The 18,046-nt window shown below is 65.1% G+C and carries 20 protein-coding genes, 1 tRNA gene and 1 pseudogene; 12 read left to right on the top strand and 10 right to left on the bottom strand.

Going from position 1 to position 18,046, the window contains the following annotated elements; genetic code table 11:
* Position 1: 1 nt before the first annotated feature.
* Both H2052_RS05165 and H2052_RS05160 read right to left on the bottom strand, forming a co-directional pair.
* Positions 2–1,177, bottom strand: coding sequence for a serine hydrolase domain-containing protein (locus tag H2052_RS05165; RefSeq protein WP_293778821.1), 1,176 nt, complete (start codon positions 1,175–1,177; stop codon positions 2–4).
* Between the two features lie 160 nt (positions 1,178–1,337).
* Positions 1,338–1,411, bottom strand: a tRNA-Cys gene (locus H2052_RS05160).
* A 240-nt stretch (positions 1,412–1,651) separates the two neighbouring features.
* Between H2052_RS05160 and H2052_RS05155 the strand changes: the two genes are divergently transcribed.
* The 4 genes from H2052_RS05155 to H2052_RS05140 are packed head-to-tail and all read left to right on the top strand — an operon-like array spanning position 1,652 to position 6,973.
* The gene (locus tag H2052_RS05155; protein ID WP_293778820.1) at positions 1,652–2,314 is read left to right on the top strand and encodes a protein-L-isoaspartate O-methyltransferase; all 663 of its coding nucleotides are present in this window, start codon (positions 1,652–1,654) and stop codon (positions 2,312–2,314) included.
* Positions 2,315–2,324: 10 nt separating this feature from the next.
* Positions 2,325–3,770 carry a TolC family outer membrane protein gene (locus H2052_RS05150; protein WP_293778817.1) on the top strand — a complete coding sequence of 482 codons (1,446 nt, stop codon included), beginning with the start codon at positions 2,325–2,327 and terminating at the stop codon, positions 3,768–3,770.
* Between the two features lie 40 nt (positions 3,771–3,810).
* Positions 3,811–4,224 carry a DUF2497 domain-containing protein gene (locus H2052_RS05145; RefSeq protein WP_293778814.1) on the top strand — a complete coding sequence of 138 codons (414 nt, stop codon included), beginning with the start codon at positions 3,811–3,813 and terminating at the stop codon, positions 4,222–4,224.
* Positions 4,225–4,273: 49 nt separating this feature from the next.
* Entirely contained in the window at positions 4,274–6,973 is a 2,700-nt protein-coding gene (locus tag H2052_RS05140) for a valine--tRNA ligase (protein WP_293778811.1), read from the top strand.
* Positions 6,974–7,121: 148 nt separating this feature from the next.
* Here the strand turns inward: H2052_RS05140 and H2052_RS05135 are convergent, their stop codons facing one another.
* Positions 7,122–7,922, bottom strand: coding sequence for a folate-binding protein (locus tag H2052_RS05135; protein WP_293778808.1), 801 nt, complete (start codon positions 7,920–7,922; stop codon positions 7,122–7,124).
* A gap of 54 nt (positions 7,923–7,976) precedes the next feature.
* Between H2052_RS05135 and H2052_RS05130 the strand changes: the two genes are divergently transcribed.
* Both H2052_RS05130 and H2052_RS05125 read left to right on the top strand, forming a co-directional pair.
* Positions 7,977–9,305: a dihydroorotase gene (locus tag H2052_RS05130; RefSeq protein ID WP_293778806.1), complete on the top strand. Its 1,329-nt coding sequence runs from the start codon at positions 7,977–7,979 to the stop codon at positions 9,303–9,305.
* A 19-nt stretch (positions 9,306–9,324) separates the two neighbouring features.
* Entirely contained in the window at positions 9,325–10,917 is a 1,593-nt protein-coding gene (locus tag H2052_RS05125; RefSeq protein WP_293778803.1) for an MFS transporter, read from the top strand.
* Between the two features lies 1 nt (position 10,918).
* Here H2052_RS05125 and H2052_RS05120 read toward each other — a convergent pair whose 3' ends face one another.
* A complete protein-coding gene (locus tag H2052_RS05120) occupies positions 10,919–11,794 on the bottom strand; it encodes a dienelactone hydrolase family protein (RefSeq protein WP_293778801.1) in 876 nt (291 codons plus the stop codon).
* Positions 11,795–12,244: 450 nt separating this feature from the next.
* Here H2052_RS05120 and H2052_RS05115 point away from each other — a divergent pair, with 450 nt between their 5' ends.
* The gene (locus tag H2052_RS05115) at positions 12,245–12,412 is read left to right on the top strand and encodes a hypothetical protein (protein ID WP_293778798.1); all 168 of its coding nucleotides are present in this window, start codon (positions 12,245–12,247) and stop codon (positions 12,410–12,412) included.
* Between the two features lie 53 nt (positions 12,413–12,465).
* A complete protein-coding gene (locus H2052_RS05110; RefSeq protein ID WP_293778795.1) occupies positions 12,466–12,834 on the top strand; it encodes a hypothetical protein in 369 nt (122 codons plus the stop codon).
* A gap of 4 nt (positions 12,835–12,838) precedes the next feature.
* Here the strand turns inward: H2052_RS05110 and H2052_RS05105 are convergent, their stop codons facing one another.
* Positions 12,839–13,390 carry a hypothetical protein gene (locus H2052_RS05105; protein ID WP_293778792.1) on the bottom strand — a complete coding sequence of 184 codons (552 nt, stop codon included), beginning with the start codon at positions 13,388–13,390 and terminating at the stop codon, positions 12,839–12,841.
* Positions 13,391–13,436: 46 nt separating this feature from the next.
* Positions 13,437–13,766: an antibiotic biosynthesis monooxygenase gene (locus tag H2052_RS05100; protein ID WP_293778789.1), complete on the bottom strand. Its 330-nt coding sequence runs from the start codon at positions 13,764–13,766 to the stop codon at positions 13,437–13,439.
* A 120-nt stretch (positions 13,767–13,886) separates the two neighbouring features.
* On the opposite strand from H2052_RS05100, the gene H2052_RS05095 reads away from it, so the two are divergent.
* The gene (locus tag H2052_RS05095) at positions 13,887–14,444 is read left to right on the top strand and encodes a peroxiredoxin (protein ID WP_293778786.1); all 558 of its coding nucleotides are present in this window, start codon (positions 13,887–13,889) and stop codon (positions 14,442–14,444) included.
* A 3-nt stretch (positions 14,445–14,447) separates the two neighbouring features.
* On the opposite strand, the gene H2052_RS05090 is transcribed toward H2052_RS05095, so the two are convergent.
* Positions 14,448–14,801, bottom strand: coding sequence for a DUF1428 family protein (locus H2052_RS05090; protein ID WP_293778784.1), 354 nt, complete (start codon positions 14,799–14,801; stop codon positions 14,448–14,450).
* A gap of 132 nt (positions 14,802–14,933) precedes the next feature.
* Between H2052_RS05090 and H2052_RS05085 the strand changes: the two genes are divergently transcribed.
* Both H2052_RS05085 and H2052_RS05080 read left to right on the top strand, forming a co-directional pair.
* Complete coding sequence (locus tag H2052_RS05085; RefSeq protein ID WP_293779088.1) at positions 14,934–15,785, top strand: SDR family oxidoreductase; 852 nt, start codon at positions 14,934–14,936, stop codon at positions 15,783–15,785.
* Positions 15,786–15,844: 59 nt separating this feature from the next.
* Positions 15,845–16,135, top strand: coding sequence for an alkylphosphonate utilization protein (locus tag H2052_RS05080; protein ID WP_293778781.1), 291 nt, complete (start codon positions 15,845–15,847; stop codon positions 16,133–16,135).
* Here H2052_RS05080 and H2052_RS05075 read toward each other — a convergent pair.
* Entirely contained in the window at positions 16,132–16,872 is a 741-nt protein-coding gene (locus tag H2052_RS05075) for a DUF72 domain-containing protein (protein ID WP_293778779.1), read from the bottom strand. The genes H2052_RS05080 and H2052_RS05075 overlap by 4 nt on opposite strands.
* A gap of 4 nt (positions 16,873–16,876) precedes the next feature.
* Complete coding sequence (locus H2052_RS05070) at positions 16,877–17,449, bottom strand: hypothetical protein (protein ID WP_293778777.1); 573 nt, start codon at positions 17,447–17,449, stop codon at positions 16,877–16,879.
* 176 nt (positions 17,450–17,625) lie between these two features.
* Between H2052_RS05070 and H2052_RS05065 the strand changes: the two genes are divergently transcribed.
* Positions 17,626–17,748, top strand: coding sequence for a hypothetical protein (locus H2052_RS05065; protein ID WP_293778774.1), 123 nt, complete (start codon positions 17,626–17,628; stop codon positions 17,746–17,748).
* Here H2052_RS05065 and H2052_RS05060 read toward each other — a convergent pair.
* Positions 17,738–18,046 (bottom strand): annotated as a pseudogene (locus H2052_RS05060) (DNA-deoxyinosine glycosylase); the annotation flags it as partial. The gene H2052_RS05065 and the pseudogene H2052_RS05060 sit on opposite strands and share 11 nt — an antisense overlap.

Raw genomic sequence — 18,046 nt, 5'->3', positions numbered from 1 at the left:
TTCACTTCTTTGCTCCGCTGTTGCTGTTGAACCAGGCTTTCGCCACGTCATGATAGCGCTGGTTTGCGCCGCCCTGCGTGTTGACGAGGAGGACGATGGCCGTCTTCTCGTCCGGGTAAGTGTAGAGCGCCGAATTGAAGCCGTTGATCGCGCCGCCGTGGCCAACCACGCGGCGGCCGTCGCGTTCGCCCACGGCGAGGCCGAGTCCGTATTCCAGCGGCGGGGGTCCGCTCGGAAAGGACTTGCTCACCGCGCTCGTCAGGCGTCCGTCCTTCAGCTTCGCGGGTTCGATCATCAGCGCGAGGCTTTCAGGCTTCACGACCTTGCCGGAGAACAGTGCCTCCTGCCAGCGGAGCATGTCCGCCGCGGTCGAGCGTATCGCGCCGGCGCCGTGCGCCACGCTAACCGAAAGCGGCAGCGGATTGGCGAGCTTGCCGTCCAGCAGATCGTAACCTTTCGCGCGGCGTGGGACGATCGCGCGCTCGTCGTCGTAGGCCGTGTCGGTGAGGCCGAGGGGCTTCGTGATCATCTCTTCGAGCGCGACGCCATACGGCTTGCCGGTCAGCTTCTCGACGATCGCGGCCGCAAGAACATAGGCCGAATTGTTATAGCGATAATCTTCGCCCACCGCGAAGTCGGTGAGATTGTCTTGCCCCGCGATGTAGGAAATCATCTCCTTCGTGTCGTGCGCGCGCCACCCGCGCGACTGGAAATTCTTGTCGGTGTAGCTGTGGATGCCCGAGGTGTGATCCAGCAGGTGGCGGACGGTGATGCCGTCGGCCTTGGGGAAATCCGGGAAATATTTGCTGATCGGATCACTGAGCGAGAGCTGCCCGCGCTCCACCAGCATCATCAACATCGCCGAGGTGAACTGCTTGGTGATCGAGCCGATGCGGAAGATCGTGTCGGCTTTCACCGGCTGACCGTCCTCGAGATCGGAATAGCCGTAGCCCTTCAGAAAGACGATCTTGCCGTCCTTCATCACGCCGACCGCACCGCCCGCGAGTTTTCCGCTCTCGATTGCTTCCGCCATGACCTTGTCGATTCCGGCCGTGACCGCCTTGCCAGCGGTGATGCGTGGTGCACTCTCGGCGGCGGCCGGCAGAGGGGCCGCGTGTGCGAGCAGCAGCACGGCAGGCGCGACGCCCAGCCAGCGAAAGATTTTCCGTTTCCCCATCGATCGTCAACTCCCATCCCTGCGGCGATTCGCCATTCAGGATATTGGCTATCCTAAATGGAAAAATTCAACCTGAATGAGTTCATTAATGGAAATTCGTTTCCACGCGCTGGAAACGGCGCGTGTCACGGAGAAGATTGTAGAAAATTGTGAGAAAATGTGGAGGCCCGAGCCGGAATCGAACCGGCGTGCAAGGATTTGCAGTCCTCTGCGTAACCACTCCGCCATCGGGCCTCGATGCGGGAGGCGCGCTCTCTAGACCATCGCAAGGGGCGGTGTAAACGTCTCTGTGGCGATGCCTTTCGACGGAAGGCGCACGGGATTGGACGGACGCCGACTTTCCGCCTTGGCGATGCGGTGCGAAACTCCTAAAGCCGGATGCAGCTGCGCCGTGCCTCAAGCGGACCGCGGCTTGCAAATTTAGTGTGTTATTTATATATAACACCGTGAACAGGTCAGGAGGACGCGAAGCCCGTGAAATTGCCGGACTTCAGGAAGATGCGCAGCGCAATGATCGACAGCCAGCTGCGTCCCAGCGGTATCGTCGAGCCTAATCTCATCGCCGCGATCAAATATGTGCCGCGCGAGATGTATGTTCCCGCCGAGCTTTCCTCGCTGGCCTATCTCGACGAGGCGCTTGAGGTCGTGCCGGGCCGCGCGATGCCGGCGCCGCTTGTCGGCTGTCTGCTGATGTCCGCGCTTGAAGTTGCGCCGACGGAGCGCGCGCTCATCGTGGGCGGCACGACGGGCTATTCGGCCTCGATCCTTGCGCGACTCTGCGCGCATGTCACGCTGGTAGAGGACGATGCGACGCTCGTGCGCCGCGCGTCCTCCGCGATCTCGAAGACCGGCGTTTCCAACGTCAGCGTCGTCGAAGGTCCGCTTGCCGAGGGCTGCGCCGAGGGCGCGCCGTATGATGTGCTGCTGATCGACGGCGAGGTCGAGGACGTGCCGGACGCGCTCGTCGCGCAGGTGCGCGACGGCGGACGCATCGCGGCGGTGCTCGCCGAGCGCGGCGCGGCGCCGAGCGTTGCGGTGGGCCGTGTCGCGGGCGGGCATGTCGGCTGGACGCGTCTGCTCGAAGCGGGCGCACCGCGGCTCAAGGGTTTCGAGCGGCCGCGGGTTTTCGAGTTCTAGGAGCGGGCGAATGGGTGGCAGGTTTTTCGTTCTGATGGGGGGCGCGGCGCTCGCCGCGCTTGCAGCAACGCCGGCGGCGGCGGAAAGCCTCCGCGATGCGATGGCCGCCGCTTACGCCAACAACCCCGTTCTGGCGGGCGCCCGCGCGGGCCAGCAGGCGGTGTCCGAAGGTGTCGTGCAGCAGCTCGGCGCGTTCCGTCCCACCCTGGGGGCGCAGGCCGCGCTCAATCAGGATACCACCGGCCCCGGCCGTTTCAACGACATGAGCCGCCTCGTGACGGTGGGGGTGCAGCTCAGCCAGCCGGTGTATCAGGGCGGCCGTCTGCAGGCGGGGCTGAAGGCCGCGAAGAACCGTGAGATCGCGGGCCGCGAACAGCTTCGCGGGATCGAGAACCAGACGATTTTCGATACCGTCGTCGCCTATATGGATGTGCTGCGGCTGCAGGCCGAGGTGGACCTGACGTCGAACCAGGTGCGTGTGCTCGAACGCCAGCTGCAGGCGTCGAACGACCGCTTCGAGGTCGGCGACCTCACCCGCACGGACGTCGCGCAGAGCGAGGCGCGTCTTGCGCTTGCGCGCAGCCGCAGTATCGCTGCGCTCGGCAACCTCGCGAACGCGCGCGCTACATACGAGCGCGTCGTGGGCCACGCGCCGGAAAACCTTGAGCAGCCGCAGCTCCCCACGCTGATCCCCGGCACGCAGCAGCAGGCGATCGACCTTGCGCTTGCCGACAGCCCGTTCATGCTCGCCGCGAAGTCCGAGCAGGAAGCCGCGCGCCAGGATGTGCGCGTGCAGAAGGGCGCGCGCCTGCCGAGCGTCGATGCGACCTTCGGCGTCGGCTATACGAACTTTCGCGGCCTCTCGGCTGCGGGCGCGGGCGTCCGCAGCAGCGGCATCGATTATACGCAGAACATCGGCGCCACGCTGACGCTGCCGATCTTTCAGGCGGGTGTGCAGGGCTCGCGTATCCGAGAGGCTGAGGCGCGCTTCTCGCAGGCCGAACAAAACGCACTCTCCGCCGAACGCAATGCCATCGAAAGCGCGCGTCAGGCGTGGGAAAACCTGCAAAGCGCCCGTTCGACGATCGAATCGGCGAAGATTCAGGTCAGTGCCAACGAACTCGCGCTTGAAGGCACGCGCGCCGAAAACGAGGTCGGCTCGCGCGATATCCTTGATGTGCTGAACGCCGAGCAGGAACTGCTCGATGCGCGCGTCACGCTGGTGCGCGCGGAACGCGATGCGTTCGTGGCCAGCTACGCGCTGCTCGCAACGGTGGGCCGCGCCGAGGCGGACGACCTCGACCTGCCGGTCGAAATCTATCGCCCCGAAGCCTACACCGCGCAGGCGAAGAGGCACTGGGTAGACTGGGCGCCAGGCGAACGCCAGCCGGTCACCACGCAGGTGACAGCACCGAACACGATGGGGCCGCCGGTTCCGCCGAGCGTCCAGCAGTAGCCGCGTGACAACGCCCGGCGATTGGCGCTAAATCGCACGCATGGCAGGCAAGCCCGAACCCACGATGGAGGAAATCCTCGCGTCGATCCGCCGCATTATCGCGGAGGATGACGGCGAGCGCGTGCGCGCGCCGGACCCGGAGCCCGAGTTCGACGACGAGGACGAGCCGCTCGACGAGACGGGCGTGCGGTTCGAGGCGGAGCCTTCCGCGGTGCTGGAGCTTTCGGAAGAAGCGCAATCCGCGGTTTCCGAAGATATCATGGCGAAGGCGTCTGAGAGTTTCTCCGCGCTGTCCTCCCTGCGCCTGCGCGGCAATGGGGCGGGGCCGGAAACGCTCGAAGGTCTCGTCCGCGAGCTGCTGCAGCCGATGCTGAAGTCCTGGCTCGATGCCAACCTGCCGGAAATCGTCGAGCAGATGGTCGCCCGCGAGATCGCCCGCATCACGCGCAAGTAAGCGCACCGCCCGCTTGCCGCATCGCAGCATCGCTGGCAAAGGGACGCACATGACGATCGAAAAGACCTTCGCACCGGGCGAAATCGAGGCCCGCTGGTACAAATACTGGGAAGAGAACGGGAAATTCCGTCCCGAACGCCCCGATGCGGCGCCGTTCACGATCGTAAACCCGCCGCCCAACGTCACGGGCAGCCTCCACATCGGCCACGCGCTCGATAATACGCTGCAGGACATCGTCGTCCGCTACGAGCGGCTGCGCGGCAAGGATGCGCTGTGGGTGGTCGGCACCGATCACGCCGGCATCGCGACGCAGATGGTGGTGGAGCGCCAGCTTGAGGCGAAGCAGGACAAGCGCACCAACTACAGCCGCGAGGATTTCATCGCGAAGGTGTGGGACTGGAAGGCCGAAAGCGGCGGCCAGATCACGCGCCAGCTGCGCCGCCTCGGCTGCTCGATGGATTGGAGCCGCGAGCAGTTCACCATGGACCCGCACTTCACGCGCGCGGTCGTGAAGGTGTTCGTCGACCTCTACGATCAGGGCCTCATCTACCGCGACAAGCGGCTGGTGAACTGGGACCCGAAGCTGAAGACCGCGATTTCCGACCTCGAGGTCGAAACGCGCGAGGTGAAGGGCCACTTCTGGCGCTTCAGATACCCGCTCGCGGACGGCGCGACGCTCGCCGACGGCCGCGATTACATCGAGGTTGCGACCACGCGCCCGGAGACGATGCTCGCCGATATGGCGGTGGCGGTCCACCCGGAGGACGAGCGTTACAGGAGCGTCATAGGCAAGGACATCATCCAGCCGATCACAGGCCGCCGCTTCAAGGTGGTCGCCGACGAGCACGCCGACCCGGAACTCGGCTCGGGCGCCGTGAAGATCACGCCGGGCCACGACTTCAACGACTTCGAGGTCGGCAAGCGCGCAGGCATCAAGCCCGCCGACATGCTCAACATGTTCGACGCCGAGGCAAAGGTCGTGCAGACGGCGGACGGGCTCATCCCGGCGGAATTCCTTGGCCTCGACCGTTTTGACGCCCGCAAGCTGGTCGTCGAGCGGCTCAAGGAACAGGGCTTCCTGATCCTGCACGTCACCAAGGACAAGGACGGTGAGGAAACTGAACACGACGCCGAACCGCGCACGATCCAGACGCCCTACGGCGATCGCGGCGGCGTGGTCATCGAACCGTGGCTCACCGACCAGTGGTACGTGAATGCCGAGGAACTGGCGAAGAAGCCGATCGAAGCCGTGCGCAGCGGCGCCATCGAGATCGTCCCCAAGACGTGGGAAAAGACCTTCTTCAACTGGATGGAAAACATCCAACCCTGGTGCGTCTCCCGCCAGCTCTGGTGGGGGCACCAGATACCGGCTTGGTACGATGAGGACGGCACCGCCTATGTGGCGGAGACGGCGGAAGCCGCGCAGGCGCTTGCGGGCAACAAGAAACTGAGCCGCGATCCCGACGTCCTCGATACCTGGTTCTCCTCAGCCCTCTGGCCGTTTGCGACGCTCGGCTGGCCGGACGCGGACGCGCCGCTGTTAAGCAAGCACTACCCGAACGATCTCTGCATCTCGGGCTTCGACATCCTGTTCTTCTGGGATGCGCGCATGGCGATGCAGGGGCTGCATTTCATGAATGACGTGCCGTGGAAGCGCCTCTACCTGCACGGCCTCGTCCGCGCGGCGGACGGCCAGAAGATGTCGAAGTCGAAGGGCAATGTCGTCGATCCGCTCGGGCTGATCGACAAGTACGGCGCCGATGCGCTGCGCTTCTTCATGGCGGCGATGGAGAGCCAGGGGCGCGACGTGAAGATGGATGAGCGCCGCGTCGAGGGCTACCGCAACTTCGCGACCAAGCTGTGGAACGCCGCGCGTTTCTGCCAGTCGAACGGCATCGAAGCCTCGCGCACGATTGCCGCGCCTGCTGCCTCGCGCGCCGTCAACCGCTGGATCATCGCCGAGGTCGCCGCGACCGCGCAGGCGCTCGAAACCGCGATGGCGGAGCTGCGCTTCGATGCCTATGCGGACGCGATCTACCAGTTCACGTGGAGCCGCTTCTGCGACTGGTATCTCGAACTCATCAAGCCGGTGCTCGCCGAGGGCGGGGAAGGGGCCGACGAAACGCGCACGGTTGCGGGATGGGCGCTCGATCAGATTCTGGTCATGCTCCACCCGGTGATGCCGTTTGTGACGGAAGAACTCTGGCACGCGCTTGGTGACCGGGGCGGACACGACCTTATCACGGCGAAGTGGGTGGACGTCGGCGCGGTTGATGCTACCGCCTCGGCGGAAATCGACTGGCTGATCCGGCTCGTTTCCGAAATCCGCTCCAGCCGCACCGAGCTTGGCGTGCCGCCGGGCACGAAACTGCCTCTGCACGTGCGCGATTGTTCGCCGGTCACTGTCGCGCGGCTTGAGACCAACCGCTCGATGGTTGAGCGGCTGGCCCGCATCGAGGGCATCTCGCACGAACCCGCGCCGGCGGGCGGCGCAGCGCAGATCGTCGTCGATGAGGCGACTTATGTGCTGCCACTCGAAGGCGTCATCGACCTCGCCGCCGAGCGCGTGCGTCTTGAAAAGAACGCGGCGGCGGCTGAGAAGGAACGCGACAGCCTCGCGGGCCGCCTCGGCAACCCGGCGTTCGTCGACAAGGCAAAGCCCGAAGCGGTCGAAAAGGCGCGCGCGGATCATGCTGAGAAATCCGCCGAGGCGGAGCGGTTGCGGGCGGCACTGGCAAGACTGGGGTAGTCGTGCTCCCTCTCCCAGTCGGGGAGAGGATTGCCTGCTCAGCTCGACATCAGCACGAGCATTGCGAGCAGCAGCACACCGCAGACGCCGAGGATGAACAGCAGTTTGCGGTCGTCGCGCATTCGCTGCGGCTTCTTCTTCGCCATTCTCAGTCCTCCCCCTCGGCCGCGCGCGGCAGCCATTCCGGCCATTCGACGCTGACCGGATGGCCGGCGAGCGTCAGCAGTGCATCGGCATATTCCACGCGAAGATAGGCGATACCATGCGCACCCGCGAAGCTGCGCAGCGTGCCCGCCTCGCGGTCTCCGGCCATGATCGTTCGGTCTTCGCCCACGGGCTCCGCCAGCATCACCGGAAGGAAGCGTTTGTTCACCTTGGCGCGCCAGTTCATGCGCGCGGTGTTTTCCTGCCCGACGTAGCAGCCCTTGGAAAAGCTCACTCCGTTCAGCTCGGCGGCGTTCGTTTCCAGCCACATCGTCTTGTCGATCTCGAAGTCGGGCGTGTCCGGCACGCCGAGGCCGATCCGCCATGTGTGCCAGTCCGCCGTGTCCGCATCCACGGAGCCGCCCGCCGCGAGCCAGCGGTGGCCGAGCGCGGGGAGGCGGGGATCGTGGGGACGGGAGAGCGCGCGCTCCTTCCAGCCCGCGAAGACGCGAAGCTGCGAGGGTGCGATGTCGATCGCGCGGCGCAGTCGGTACATCCTCAGCTTCTTCGCAAGATCGTCGGCGCGGCTTTTGTGGACATCGATGAAGATGCCCGCTTCGCCGCCGTCGTAGAGGATCATGTCGGCGATATACTTGCCCTGCGCAGTGAGCAGCCCTGCCCACACCGGTGTTTCCGGCGTCAGCACCGTTTCCGACACGTCGCTCGTAACAAGCCCGTTCAGGAACCCCCGCACGTCCTCGCCGGAAACCACGAGCACGGTGCGATCATCGAGATATGCAATCATGAGAAGAAGCTAGGGACTGGTGCGCCACGTGCAAGGGGGTATAGCATCGCGTTCATGAGCCAGAGCTTCGATCTCGTCCTGAAGGGCGGCCACGTCTTCACGCCTGCGGGCCTTGTCCAGACCGATGTAGGGGTGCGCGGGCGCAGCATTGCGGCCCTCGGGTCTTTTGCCGACGCGGGCGAAGTGATCGACTGCACGGGCCTCACGGTGCTTCCCGGCGTCATCGATACGCAGGTCCACTTCCGCGAGCCCGGCCTTGAGCACAAGGAAGACCTCGAATCGGGCAGCCGCGCCGCCGTGATGGGCGGGGTGACGGGCGTTTTCGAAATGCCGAACACCAATCCGAATACCGATACTGCCGAAGCGCTCGCCGACAAGCTGGCACGCGCCAAGGGCCGCATGTGGTGCGAGCACGCCTTCTACGTGGGCGCCACCGATGCGAACGCGGAAAAGCTCCGGGAGCTGGAAATGCTCCCCGGCGCGTGCGGCGTGAAGGTCTTCATGGGCGCTTCCACCGGTAGTCTTCTGGTGGAAGACGATGCCACGCTGCTCAAGGTGCTCAAATCGGGCCGCCGCCGCGTCGCCATCCATGCCGAGGACGAGCCGCGGATGCAGGCGCGCAAGGATCTGCGCATCGAGGGCGACCCCTCCAGCCATCCGGTGTGGCGCGACGACGAGTCGGCCATCCTCGCCACGCGCCGCGTGCTTGGCCTCGCGCGCGAGGCCAAGCGGCGTATCCACGTGCTCCACGTCACCACGCCCGCCGAACTTGAGCTGCTCGCACAGCACAAGGATATCGCGAGTTGCGAGGTGACGCCGCAGCACCTGACGCTGGCCGGGGAGGAAGCCTATCCGCGCCTCGGCACCTATGCGCAGATGAACCCGCCGATCCGTTCCGGCGCGCATCGCGACGGGCTCTGGCACTGGCTCCAGCAGGGCGTGCCAGACGTGTGGGGTTCGGACCACGCGCCGCACACGAAGGACGAAAAGGCGAAGCCCTATCCGGCGAGCCCGAGCGGAATGCCCGGCGTGCAGACGCTGCTGCCGCTGCTGCTCGATCATCTGGCGTCGGGGCGTGTGACGCTGGAGCGCGTCGTCGATCTCACGTCAGCGGGTGCCGTGCGCCTGTTCGGCCTCACCGCCAAGGGCCGCATCGCGCCCGGTTTCGACGCGGATTTCAGTATCGTCGATCTGAAGTCGCGCTGGACGATCGAGAACGACTGGCTGCAATCCAAGTGCGGCTGGTCGCCGTTCGAGGGCATGACGCTCACCGGGCGCCCCGTCGGCACGATCATCCGCGGCCGCCGCGTGATGTGGGATGCGGGCCTCATCGGTGCCGCCATCGGCGAACCCTTCCGCTTCGACGAGACGCTGCGCACCTGAGAAAAACATTGGGGGGGACATGGGGACGGACGACCGCGCCGAAGAGGAATTCGACGTCAAGCGCGATCGGCTGGTGATCCTCGCCTCGTCGCTCGGCACCGTCTTCGAATGGTATGATTTCTTTATCTACGGCACGCTCGCCGCGCTGCTCGGGCGCATGTTCTTCCAGGTGGAGAGTGAAACGCTCGCCTTCCTGCTCAGCCTTGCGACGTTTGCGGTGGGGTTCCTCGTCCGCCCGCTCGGCGCGATCCTCTTCGGCTATCTCGGCGACAAGGTGGGACGGAAATACACGTTCCTCGTGACGATCACCGTTATGGGCCTCGCTACCGCCGCGATCGGCCTGCTGCCGACCTATGCGCAGATCGGCGTTGCCGCGCCGCTGATCCTGATCGGGCTTCGCTTCGCGCAGGGCCTCGCGCTCGGCGGTGAATATGGAGGTGCGGCTGTCTACGTGGCCGAACACGCGCCCGCGCACCGGCGCGGCTTCTATACGAGCTGGATCCAGATTTCGGTGGTTGGCGGCTTCCTGCTGTCGATCATCGTCGTCGTCTCCGCGACTGCGATCGTCGGCAAGGACGCCTTCGAGGTGTGGGGATGGCGCATCCCGTTCCTCGCTTCGCTCATCCTGCTCGCGATCTCGCTCTGGATTCGCATGAAACTGAACGAGAGCCCGGTATTTCGCGCGATGAAGGCGGCGGGGAAGACCTCTGCGAACCCGTTCGTCGAGAGCATCCGCGAGAAGGGCAATCTCGGCCGCATCCTCGTCGCGCTCTGCATCGCTGCGGGCTTCACAGTGATCTGGTACAACGCGCAGTTCTACACGCTCTATTTCCTGCAAGGCGCGGCAAGAGTGGCGGAGGCGGACGCGCGCCTGCTCGTCGGCGCCGCCGTGATCGTCGGCGCGCCGAGCTTCATCTTCTTCGGCTGGCTGTCGGACCGGGTGGGGCGCAAGCCTGTCATCCTCACCGGCTTCGCGCTTACGCTCGTCCTGCTGTTTCCGCTCTACTGGCTGATCGGCGCGGCTGCAAACCCGGCGCTCGAGCGCGCCATGACCGCACACCCCGTCACCATCGTCACGCCCGAAGCCTGCCGCTACGATCCCTTCGCGGACACGCAGAACAGCGCGTGCGCCGAAACGCTCGAATGGTTCGCGTCGAACGGCCTCAACTACGCGCGCACGCCTGCGGCAGTGGCGGAGGTCGAAGTCCGCGTCGCAGATGCGCGCATTTCCGGGTTCCAGCCCGAAGCCTTCCGCGCGGCACTCGATGCGGCAGGCTATCCGGAAACCTCGGACAAGGCCGATCGGCAGGGCTGGCTCGTGGTGCTTGCGGCCGCGATGCTCACGCTGCTCACCGGCATGACCTACGGCCCCGCCGCCGCGATGCTCGTCGAGCTGTTTCCCGCGCGCATCCGCTATACGTCCATGTCGGTGCCGTACCACATCGGCACCGGCGTCTTCGGGGGGCTTCTGCCGCTTGTCTCGCAATATATCGTCGTGTCTTCGGGCGCCGTGTTCGGCGGTCTGTGGTACACGTTCGTCATCGTCACGGTCGCGCTACTGGTGACGTACTTCTATCTCCCCGAAACGCGCGGGCGCGACATCGCCGGCTGAGCTATTTCAGCCTTGCCTTGAACCAGCCGAGCGCCTCGCCCCACGCCGCCTTCGCCGCCGCCTCGTTGTAGCTGGGGCGATAGTCGGCGAGGAAGCCGTGGTCGGCTTCGGGGTACAGGATGATCTTCGAAGGCGACTTCGCCTTTTCGAGCGCAGTCTTCATCGCGTCGACGTCCGCGACAGGAATGCCCTTGTCCTTGCCGCCGTAAAGGCCGAGGACCGGCGCCTTCAGTCGCGCCGCCACCTTGATCGGCTGACTGGTCATGATCGGCGGCTTGTTCTCGCCCGTGAGCCGCCCGTACCACGCGACGCCGGCATCGACGCGCGGGCTGTACGCGGCATAAAGCCACGTAATGCGCCCGCCCCAGCAGAAGCCGGTAATGCCGAGCTTCGATGGATCGCCGCCATCTGCAGCCGCGAACGCTGCCGCCCTGTCGAGATCGTCCATCACGATCGCGTCGGGCACCTTCGAAACGATGGTGGAAATCAATGTCTGGATGTCCGATTCCTTCGTCGCGTCGCCCCAGCGCGCGTAAAGATCGGGTGCGATCGCATAATAGCCCGCGTGGGCGAGGCGGCGGCAGATGTCCTTGATCCACTCGTGCACGCCGAAAATCTCGTGCACCACCAGGATCACCGGCGCGCGTCCGCTGCCTGCGGGTTTCACGCGATAGGCGGGCATCTGGCCCTGCTGAACCGAGATCGAAAGCATCCGCTCGTCGAGGCCCTTGAGATCGGTCTTGAGCGTGCTCGCGGCGACAGGCTGCACGGCGGCGGCAAAGCCAGCGGCGAACGTGCCGCCGACGAGCACGCCACGGCGCGAGAGGCCGGTGGAGGCGACCCAGTTCCGGTCTTCAGGCAAACGGTCGGTTGTCATGGCAATGGCTCCCTCTTTTCAGGTGCGAACGAAGGCGAGGGCGCCTGGATGCGGGGGACGGCGCCCGCTGCGACAATGCACCACGGGCTCTTTTGTTGCCAGTGCGAGGCGATGATGCGGAGCAGATTATAGGGCGGCCCCGGTGTAATACCGAGGCCGCCCGTTTTGGCAGCGTGACCCGTTTTTCAAGCACCGTTCTGTTCGCGGTCGGCATATCGGCGGGTGATCGCCGGTCGGAGCGGGTGAGATGGTCGTTGTTCTCGTTGTCGTATGCCGCGTTCCGAATACCGCCGAGGGTGGCCCCAGGGTCGCGTGAGACAAAGCATGGACCATGCCAGATGATGGAAAGCGCGCATTCCAGCCGTAGCTTCTCTCGCTTGCTTTCAAGGGTGTAAAGAAGATCGACAGCCGCTATTCCTCAGCCTGAAATACGCACAGCGGAGACGGGCAATGGCGAACTCGCGTTCGGTCACGATTTCAACCGCGAAGGCGGGCATCGGCTTCGGCACGGCGCTCGCGATCACGATTTCGTGGAGCCTCCACAAATCGATCCTGTGGGCGATCGTCCACGGCTTCTTCTCGTGGTTCTATGTCCTCTACTACGTTCTAAAGCGCTGACGCCTGCGCCGAATTCAGCTATCATGACCGCCCTGGAAGAGGGGGGGCGGTCGATGGTTCGAAAGATACTGGGCACGTTCACAGGCATTGTCGCCGCGATGCTGGTGGTCGCGGCGATGGATTATGTCAGCCGGATGCTGGTACCGGAGGCGGTGAGCGCGGCAGACTTCGCTGCGGTGCCGACGTCGGCAAAAGTGGTGATGGCGCTCGGCTGGTTCTTGGGGGCGCTCATCGGCGGCCTCATCGCCGTGCGGATCACGCGCTGGGCGGCTTCGGGCTGGATCATCGCCGGGCTCATCCTCGCGGCGTGTCTCTACAACGGCTTCACGATTCCGGGCGTTCCGCTGTGGATGCAGATCGCAGGCGTGATCGCGCCGCTCCTTGCGGGGTTCATCGTGCGGGTCGTTTCGAAACCCGCCTGACCGATCAGAGCTGGCAGGTGCCTTCGCGGGTTTCGGGCGCGGCCCCGGCGCGATACCAGCGCGTCTTGCCGGGCAGCGCGGCGGCATCCTGATAGCAGACCTCGGCGGCCGTTCCGGCGGGGTCGATCAACACAGTCCACTGATGGTCGCCGCAATTGTGCTGCTCGCACGCCCACGCCACGACCTTGCCGTTCTTCATCTCGAAGGGGGCCGAGGGGCCCCCGTGTTCGCCCATCACCCAGCCGAGCACGGCCTTGTCGGGAATCGCGGCGGCGATCGCGGACTTGACCACGGGCTGATCGAAAAAGGCGACGTCGTTCACCTTGTCGAACGGATACTTGCCGGCGTAGGCGGCGAGATCGATTCCACCGGTGTCCGCACCGGTATCCGCCGGCGTCGGCGCTGCGGTTTCGACATCGGCTTCCGGTGTCGTGCCGCCTGCCGCCGCATCTACGCTGCTTGGGTCCGTGGCATCCACCTTGGGCTGGTCCGCCGGGGCTGCGTTGTCGCAGGCCACGGCCACAAATCCGGCGAGCAGAATCACCAGCGTCCGCATCTCTCGTCCCCTCTCGTTCAGGTCTCTTGCGGCATTATGGCAGCGATTAACCGAGCTTGTCATCTGCGCGGTCGAGCAGATCGTCAGTCACCTGCATCAGCAGCAGCGGTTCATCTGCCGCGTCCTCGATGGCATCCACGAATGCGGCGCGCGTTTCCGGGTCGTCATAGGTCATCTTCGCATCAAAGGCCCGGCGCCAGCTCGCTTCATTGGGCCATTCCGCTACCCCGATGAAGCGGCCGTCCGAATCCCGGTGCAGACGCGAGCCGAGGCTGCCATAGCGTTCGCGGATGAGTTCGGTGCCGCGCCGCCACGCGGCGCGGAACTGCGCTTCCTTGCCGGGTTTCACCTTCCACCAATAGGCTGCGACGAACATCATCCTGCCTCCGATTGGGCCCACTTCCTTGGAAAGAACGCACGGTGCCCCGAAAAGCGCCTTGGAGACGGACCGATTCAGACATAGCTTGCGCACAAAGCCCCCGAGGAGGATCGTTTGATGCGCCTGTTCAGCCTTGCCATTGCCGCAGCCGTCACTGTCGCCAGCCCCGCGCTCGCCGCGCTCGCCGTCGGCGCGAATGCGCCGGTGTTCACGACAAAGGCTTCGCTTGCCGGAAAGCCCTTTGATTTCTCGCTGGCATCGGCGCTGAAGAAAGGCCCCGTCGTGCTCTACTTCTTCCCGGCCGCCTTCACTCCGGGCTGCACGGTGGAAGCCAACGCCTTCGCCGACGCGACCGACGATTTCGCGAAAATGGGCGCAACCGTGATCGGCATGTCCAATGACCCGATCGAGAAGCTGAACGAATTCTCGGTGAAAGAGTGCCGCAACAAGTTCGCGGTCGGCGTGGCGGATAAGGCGCTCATCAAAAAGTACGATGTGCCGCTGGCGCTCATGCCCGGCCGTTCCAACCGTACGTCCTACGTGATCGCACCCGACGGCAAGATTCTCTTCGTCCATTCCGAAATGGCGCCGAAGGGCCACATCACCGGCACGTTCGCAGCGGTGAAGGCATGGCATGCCGCGCACGCGGGCACCAAGGGCAAGGGCGCGAAGTAGGGCTCAGAAGCTCAAGAACGTGTTGAAGCCGCCGTAGATCATGCGCTTGCCGTCAAAGGGCGTGTTCTCATGGTCGTGCTTCAGGCGTTCGTCGGCCATCACCTTGGCATTGATTGCGTCCCGCGCCTCGCGCGACGGGTAAGTGATCCACGAAAAGATCACGACCTCGCCGTCTTTCGCCTGCACGGCACGCGGAAACGACGTGAGTTCGCCATAGGGCACGTCGTCAGCGACGCACTCCACATAGGAAAGCGCGCCGTGCTCCATCCAGACTTTGCCAGCAAGCGTGGCAAGCGCCCGATACTCATCCAGTCGATCTTGCGGCACTGCGAGCACGAAACCATCGACGTAGGTCATGCAGATCCTCCACCTTTTCTTTCAGCCTACCGCAGGTTTGGCGGGCGGGCACCCCGCTCACGACGAAGCGAGGAACTGCTGCGGGGTTTGCTGATTGTTCATGGCGGGGGCGCGATGGACGAGGAACTGGCGATGGCTGCGAAGGTAAGCAAACTTAAGGAAGATGATCTGCCGGGGCACGAGAGCCGGCTGGCGCCCAAACCTGATTGCGAGCCGCGTTATCCGGGCTCCGGGCGGCTGAAAGGCAAGGTCGCCCTTATCACGGGCGCGGATAGCGGCATCGGACGGGCAGTCGCGGCGCTTTTTGCACGCGAGGGCGCGAAGGTCGCGATCCTTTATCTTTGCGAGCATGACGATGCGAAGGAAACCGCGCGTATCGTGAAGGAGGAGGACAGCGAGGCGCTGACGATCGCGGGCGACATCGGCGACAAGGCATTCTGCGAGGATGCGATTGCGAAGGTGGTGAAGGCGTTCGGCCGCCTCGACATCCTCGTCAACAACGCGGGCGAGCAGCATCCCGACAAGGACATCACCGATATCACCGACAAGCAGCTGCGCCGCACATTCCAGACCAACGTGTTCGGCATGTTCTACCTGACGCAGGCGGCCCGGCCGCACCTGAAGAAAGGCGCGGCGATCATCAATTGCACCAGCGTCACCATGTATCAGGGCTCCGAGGAGTTGCTCGACTATTCGGCCACCAAGGGCGCGATCACCGCGTTCACGCGCAGCCTTTCGGAAAACCTTGTAGGGGAGGGCATTCGCGTCAATGCCGTCGCGCCTGGGCCCATTTGGACCCCGCTCAATCCGTGCGGCGGGGCGAGCGAGGAGAAGCTGGAGCATTTTGGTGAGTCGACGCCGATGGGTCGTCCCGGCCAACCCAATGAAGTGGCGCCCGCCTTTCTGTTCCTTGCCTGTGAGGACGCGAGTTACATGTCGGGGCAGGTGCTGCATCCCAATGGCGGGGTGATCGTGAACGGCTGAGCGCTTGCATCGCCGTGCGGCGAGGCCCAGAGGGGGCGCGCAGCGATGGGGAACGAGCGATGGCCGAAGAAGACTATGTATACGACGAGGAAACGGGTGAGTGGATCAGCGCGGCCGATGCGGTGGCGCGGGCTGTGGTGGAGGTGCGGGATGCAAGTGGAAACTTGCTTGCCGACGGGGACAGCGTGACGCTCATCAAGGATTTGAAGGTGAAGGGCGCGGGGCAGACGCTGAAGGTCGGCACGGTGATCAAATCCATCCGCCTGACGGGCGACCCGCAGGAAATCGACTGCCGGTTCGAGGGCATCAAAGGCCTCGTCCTGCGCGCCGAATTCGTGAAAAAGCGCTAAAGTCGCGCGATCAGCGCCTGTGCTGCCGCGGGCGCACGGAGCTTGGCGCCGTTGATCATGAACACGAACGTATCGCCACGCCTGGCCCAGGCGCGGGCCTTGGCGGCCCAATCATCGAGCGCGGCGGGGGTGTAGCCGGTGGGGAGATCCTCCTCCGCGCGTTGCAGGCGGGCGTAGGCGAAATCGGCGGTGGCTTCGTCGATCGTCGGATAGCCGGGCTTGTCGGCGTAGACGATCGCCGCGCCGGCATCCTTCGCGAGACGCACGAACGCGACATCCTCGAAGCTCGCATGGCGGACCTCCAGCGCGTGGCGCAGGGGGCGCGACCCGATCTTCGCGGGCAGCAGCTTCAGGAAACCCGCGAAGTCCTCCGCGTCGAACGCCTTGGTGTGCGGGAACTGCCAGAGGATGGGGCCGAGCTTGTCTTCGAGCGCTTCAAGACCCTGGCCCAGAAACTTCGCGACCGACTCCGCGCCGTCGGCAAGTTTCTTGCGGGCCGTGGTGAAGCGCGAGGCCTTCACGGTGAACACGAAGCCTTCGGGCGCAGCCTCGGCCCACTTCGCAAAACTCGCGGGCTTGAAGCTGCTGTAGAAGGTGCCGTTGATCTCGATCGCGCCAAGCCGCGCGGCTGCATATTCAAGCTCGCGCGCCTGCGCGAGGCCCTGCGGATAAAACGTCCCGCGCCACGGCTCATAAGTCCAGCCGCCGATGCCGACGCGTATCCGCCCCCCGCTCACAGGCTCACGCTGCCCAGGCGAACGGCAGCGGAAGTTGCACCTTCTCCGTAACCTCGCCGAGCGGCCATGATCCGTGCGTGATGTGACGCCCCGCGCCGACATGGCTTTCGATGAGCACCAGCTCGTCCGCGCGCCAGCTGATCGGATCGACAGCCTCGGTGCCCGTGCGCCACTGGTGCCCGTGCGCGAGGGTCATGTGCGGGGGCGACGCCGGCACGTATGCCGCGACACCCGCCTCGACAAGGCGCTGCACGAGATCGTGGCGGAAGCTTTCGATGAAGGTCAGCGGTTCGGACGCGGTGAGCAGCGCGCGGTCGTTCGCGCGCACAAGCTGATCGAGCACGGGGCGCTGCGCGGGGAGCGGAACATCGTGCAGCGCCTCGCCGATGCGCTCCACCAGCCGCGGCTGCGGCGTTTCATAGGTGCCGCCGATCATCGCGAGCGGGATGTGCAGCCGCTCGGCAGGGAGCCGCGTTCCGGCGAGCCGGTAGACCGGCCCCATGAGCCCGAGCGTGGTCGCGAGCAGCGAGGGCGGCCGCAGCGCGAGGAAATAGCGATGGAAAACGACGTTTTGCATGACACGCCTCTCATCCGTTCCGTCGTTTCTCAATAGAACAAAAGAGGAACGACCGCAACCCCGTCAATACAACGCACGACGCGCCATCCGGTTCTGCCGATTTCCGGCGCATCCGTTCGCGATTGCGGCTAAGGACGGCGGCGGAGCATCCGCTCCAGCGAAACAAGGATACGGCAATGGCCAAGGGTCAGATGAAATCGAACAAGGAAGCCCGCAAGCCAAAGGCGGAAAAGCCCAAGAAGACCAACGTTTCGCAGCCTTCGAACAAGCCCGGCGGGCTCGTTACGCTCAAGAGCTGAGGGTCGGCGCGAGACACGCGCGCAGCCGCATCCAGTCCGCCTGCTTCACCGCGCCGGGCACGGCGCAGGCGCCGCTGCTGGAGAGGAGCGTGAGCACGCGCCAGCGCGCGGCATCCTCGCCAAGCTGGCGCAGCCCGATCCGCTCGGCGGTACGTCCGTTGAAGGCGATCGTCTCCAGCGCCGGCAGCGCGTCCGCCATCGCGGCGAGGTCGCGCGCGGCGGGATCGCGAATGGCGCTGTCGAGGCTGCCCGCGCGCGACCTCGCCGCGATGGCGGACGCGCTGCCGGCGCTGGAGAC

This window comes from Sphingosinicella sp., from assembly GCF_013911755.1.
GTDB lineage: Bacteria > Pseudomonadota > Alphaproteobacteria > Sphingomonadales > Sphingomonadaceae > Sphingosinicella.
The sequence above is the reverse complement of the archived record's forward strand: the minus strand, read 5'-3'. Positions and strand labels throughout refer to the sequence as shown.